This window comes from Candidatus Eisenbacteria bacterium, from assembly GCA_030017955.1.
Classification (GTDB): domain Bacteria; phylum Eisenbacteria; class RBG-16-71-46; order JASEGR01; family JASEGR01; genus JASEGR01.
The window spans coordinates 1-4320 of sequence record JASEGR010000129.1; the positions used below are offsets into that span (position 1 = coordinate 1).

At 48.1% G+C, this 4320-nt stretch carries 6 protein-coding genes; all 6 read left to right on the forward strand.

Annotated elements, in window-relative coordinates:
* The first annotated feature begins 510 nt into the window (after positions 1 to 510).
* On the forward strand, positions 511 to 1104 hold the full coding sequence (locus QME66_12695; protein ID MDI6809814.1) for a hypothetical protein: 594 nt from the start codon (positions 511 to 513) through the stop codon (positions 1102 to 1104).
* A gap of 212 nt (positions 1105 to 1316) precedes the next feature.
* A complete protein-coding gene (locus tag QME66_12700) occupies positions 1317 to 1586 on the forward strand; it encodes a DUF5659 domain-containing protein (protein MDI6809815.1) in 270 nt (89 codons plus the stop codon).
* Between the two features lie 2 nt (positions 1587 to 1588).
* The gene (locus QME66_12705) at positions 1589 to 1756 is read left to right on the forward strand and encodes a hypothetical protein (GenBank protein ID MDI6809816.1); all 168 of its coding nucleotides are present in this window, start codon (positions 1589 to 1591) and stop codon (positions 1754 to 1756) included.
* Between the two features lie 125 nt (positions 1757 to 1881).
* On the forward strand, positions 1882 to 2397 hold the full coding sequence (locus tag QME66_12710; protein ID MDI6809817.1) for a CHC2 zinc finger domain-containing protein: 516 nt from the start codon (positions 1882 to 1884) through the stop codon (positions 2395 to 2397).
* A 2-nt stretch (positions 2398 to 2399) separates the two neighbouring features.
* Complete coding sequence (locus QME66_12715) at positions 2400 to 3704, forward strand: hypothetical protein (GenBank protein ID MDI6809818.1); 1305 nt, start codon at positions 2400 to 2402, stop codon at positions 3702 to 3704.
* A 356-nt stretch (positions 3705 to 4060) separates the two neighbouring features.
* Positions 4061 to 4320: hypothetical protein (locus QME66_12720; protein MDI6809819.1), on the forward strand; the 260-nt coding region annotated here is incomplete at its 3' end.

Consider the following 4320-nt stretch of genomic DNA (forward strand, 5'->3'; position numbering starts at 1 on the left):
AAGTGCTGGGGCACCGCATAATAAGTTCGCGAATTTATGTGACACAGCACTAGCCAGGCGGGCGTGTACCTGAGGACTGCTGCTGGGACTCGTTGACGACTTTCTAACCGCCGATTGGATAACCATAGTACCTTTTCCGGACCTTGCAATGCAACAGTCAGAAAAACTCCTTGGAATGGCCTGAACTTTCTACTCCGCGTCCTACTCACCATATATCTTGCTTACCCCACCCCTCTGCTCACTGTTTCTTGCTAACCCTACCCCTCCTCACTATTTCTCCCAGCCGAAAATCTCTTGACATGCTTCGAGCGTATGAAATAATTGTCTTCGAGGCAGCGGAAGAGACCAACGGGACGTAGAAGGATTGCGTCTTTCAAAGTGTCTTCCGCTTTTGTTTTGCCTGGCGAGTGAAGAGAAAGGCAACGCTCCCCTCACACCCAGAGCAAAGCCCGACAAGGCTAGTAAGACAAGTCTAGCTAGCTGAGATAAGGATGAGAAAGGAGAATGAAGATGGCCACAAAGCCAACAGACCACCCTACCAGCTACACTGCACCTTCCGATCCAGAAATTCTATCCAAGAAGAAATTCTATCAGGAGTGCTTAACCAAATACACTAGGCAGTGGCAGGCAGCTAAAATGGTGGGAGAGTATGTGTGGATTAGCGCCCAGGCGTATCTAGATGTGTGTGGCGTACACAAACCAGAGAGAGCCAGGATATCCCCCAACCTTTTCCCACCTGGCTTGAAATGGGAAGAGATAACCATTCGCTTCCTCGATGGACATGAAGTGATCCTCCAAATACGTGGCAAGAATTACCATGCGACTTTCGAACTGATGGGTTTCCAAGACAAGAGAAAGAAGAAGTTCGAGGACATGACACCAAATCGTCAATGGGAGCTCTTGAGAGAGCTGGCAGAAAATGGCGGCGAGATATCCTGGGCAAACAAGGCAGCAAACCTGAAGTTGAAGAAACAAAAGCAGCAACTCACCAAGAGGCTCAAACGATATTTTGGAATCAAAGAAGATCCGTTTTACGATTATTGGAAAGAGCGGTCTTACCGGATTAGGCTTAGACTCGTACCAGAGAGAGACCCTTGCGAATAACTCCGAGAATGATCTGAAGGTCTTCCTCCTCTCCGTGTCGGAAGAAAACTTCCATTCGCACTCGTAAGCCCTCCGTCTTTGCCCTCGGTGAATTTTCACCGGTTAATTCCAAAAACAACATTTCCCTAACTTTAAGCATATAAACGAGTTGTGAGTTCTTCTTCTGTCCCTCGGTGAATTTTCACCATATGTGAGTGAGGGACAAAACTTCAATGAAGATAAGTACGCACATAGAAAGCAAAGAGACCTTCTACCGCACCGCCGACCTCGCTCTGGCTGTTGCCCTTTCACTTTCTTTCCCGATGGAAGCGATAGAGCGAGAGAATCCTCAGAATCCCCGAAGGGCTTATTTCGTATTCAAGAAAACCCCGGCATTGGATGCTTCTGTCGAGACCTACTGGAAAAGAGCATTGAAGGTCGAACCGTTGGCTTATTTTGAACACCTGCGATCTATCAAAGCTCGGCTCTACGGGGAAGAATAGATATGCCTGCACTGAGCCAGCAGATGATTGAAGAACTGAGAGGAATCTTGAAAGAGGATTATGGGCAGGAAGTGAACAGTATCGAAGTCTTTGAAATTGCCACTACACTTGTTGGCTACTTCGATTTGCTGGCCAGAATTGACCGCCAGGAAGAGACGAGAGAACCGTGACGATATCGAAGCCACAGAGTAACGAAGAAACTGGCATTGAACTCTATGATGACCCGTGTAGGCTGGATCGCGAGCTAGAAACATTATGCCGGAACTCGTCGCCAAGGCTTACGGATAGGGAACTCTTGGACATATTTCCCGAGGCAAAAGGCATTATCCCGGAGAAGATAAGAGAATGGGAGCAACAGCGCAACCAGATAATACGGAGGATACGAATTAAGTTAACGCTCAACAAATACTATATCAAAGGCGAGTTGGAGCAGTGTTTCTGGCGGGAATGGATAAAGGTTATGGACGGAAAGGAACTCCTCCGAGTCGAAGGACATATTGCGAGACTGAGAAGGCTTCTATCGGTTGACAAAGGTCGAATTCCCGAGGGACGAATAACGGAGGAAGACATAAAGAGAGCCTTAGCAGTTCCGATTGAGAGCTTGCTTGGCCGACCGTTCAGGAAGAGTGGTAGAGCTCTGGTCACGCTTTGTCCGCTTCACGACGAGAGCCATCCATCTTTCTACATTTACCAGGACACAAACTCATGTTGGTGTTACGGGTGCAACCAGGGTGGTGATGCCATCACTTTTGTAAGACTCCTTCGCGGTTACTCATTCAAAGAGGCAGTCAAGTATCTCACAGGAGAATAAGTATGGCTATGAAACGTGATGAGCAAATCTTAGAGCGAAAAATACAGGAGGTTGAAAGAAGCATCCCAGAGAAAATAGATCCATGTCAATTTGAGCCCATCTCATCCGAAGACCTGATTGAGATTCTGGGACTGACAATCAAAAAGGACGAAGCGAACAAGCTGATAGCTTTCCTGTGCTTGCTCTCTGCTTACACCGAAGACTCTCAATTCAACATCAGCTTTATTGCTCCTTCTTCCACAGGAAAATCATATATTCCGTTGGAAATCGCTCGCCTGTTTCCAAAAGAAGATGTCAAAGAAATGGCTTACTGCTCCCCCACGGCCTTCTTTCATGATGTCGGACAATACAGCACTGAAAGGAAGGGATACATAGTTGACCTCTCCCGCAAAATTCTGATTTTCCTTGACCAGCCGCATGCTCAGCTCTTAGAACGCCTGCGGCCTCTACTGTCACACGACAAGAAAGAACTCACTCTGAAGATTACGGACAAAACCCAGAAACATGGCCTTAAAACCAAGAATGTCTTCTTGAGAGGGTATCCAGCAGTAGTATTCTGCACCACAGGCCTAACAATTGATGAGCAGGAAGCCACACGATTCTTGCTGCTAAGCCCTGAAGTGAATGAAGAGAAGATAAGACAGGCAATCCACGAGAAGATCAAGAAAGAAACTGGCCCAGATGCTTATCAAGCACAATTGGACGAAAACCCAGGGAGAAGCCTTCTCAAACAAAGGATACTGGCGATAAAACAAGCCTGTGTGAAGGGTATCGAGATAGACTCGCCAGAGAAGATTACGAGGATGTTTTTCACAATGAATAAGATACTTCGGCCTAGGCACACCAGAGACATAGGGCGCATTATGTCACTGACCAAATCTATTGCCCTATTGAATCTATCCCACAGGAAAAGGGACGGTTCAACGCTTGTGGCAACTGATGAGGATGTTGAGGAAGCTTTCAGGGTCTGGGATACGATCTCTGAGAGTCAAGAACTCGATTTGCCACCCTTTGTCTACGGCCTCTATAAAGAAGTCATCATTGTAGCCTGGAATGAGAAGACTGGAAGGGTAACCGAAGGGTTTGTGGAGATACCTCAAGCGATCGGGTTGACGAGGCAGGACATAATCCGGAAACACTGTGAGGTCTACAGACGGCCTCTGCCGGATTGGCAACTAAGACAACAGGTCCTCCCCATGCTGGAATCGGCCGGTCTAATCACTCAAGAACCGGACCCGACAGACAGAAGAAGAGTGTTGATTTGCCCCGCTACTCCGGCCAGTACTTCAGGTCCAGTACAGATATAGTGAGTCGGGGGGTGGGGTAGAAATAAAACAGTTTACTCATCTAAGAGAAGCTATATGATTGCCAAGGGTAGGTGGCAGTCCACAAAGAAGAACGTAGGAGTTACGGATGGATCTTCGAGAGATGTTGTCCTTGGGGGCGCGGGCTGCCCAGAAGGCCGGCGCGAGACAAATGGTATCTGAAAGACACACTGAGGACAGGCAAGAAGAGTTCTGAGGAGACAGAATGAAAGAAAGGGACTCACAGAACCCTCGGACAGGCTCCCCCAAGAGACAGAGAAGGCTTACAAGGCTTCTGGGGCCTGGAAAAAGGTAGCCAAAAGATATGAAACTGGCAGGCAAAACGAGGAGACCGAATCATGGGTTTGTTTGACGCTCTAAAGCGAATCTTCGGAGTTTCCACGAGCCCAAGCCAGTCTGACGGTCCGCTTGTGGAGTCTCGTCCGCTAGACGAAACGCCTACGCCGACTGCGAAAGCAAGGCCGACTTCCAAGGGGTCGGGGAAGCCAACAGGTCCAGAAGCCATCGGAAAAGTGGATGCGAAATGCCCCAATTGCGACCATATGTTGAACGTCAATTGTTTTTCCCGTCGCATTGACTCATCGAAATTGTTACTGAA

Bases quoted from the DNA above. Each gene is read 5' to 3' on its own strand.
- QME66_12695 (MDI6809814.1), top strand. From the start codon at position 511: ATGGCCACAAAGCCAACAGACCACCCTACCAGCTACACTGCACCTTCC.
- QME66_12700 (MDI6809815.1), top strand. From the start codon at position 1,317: ATGAAGATAAGTACGCACATAGAAAGCAAAGAGACCTTCTACCGCACC.
- QME66_12705 (MDI6809816.1), top strand. From the start codon at position 1,589: ATGCCTGCACTGAGCCAGCAGATGATTGAAGAACTGAGAGGAATCTTG.
- QME66_12715 (MDI6809818.1), top strand. From the start codon at position 2,400: ATGGCTATGAAACGTGATGAGCAAATCTTAGAGCGAAAAATACAGGAG.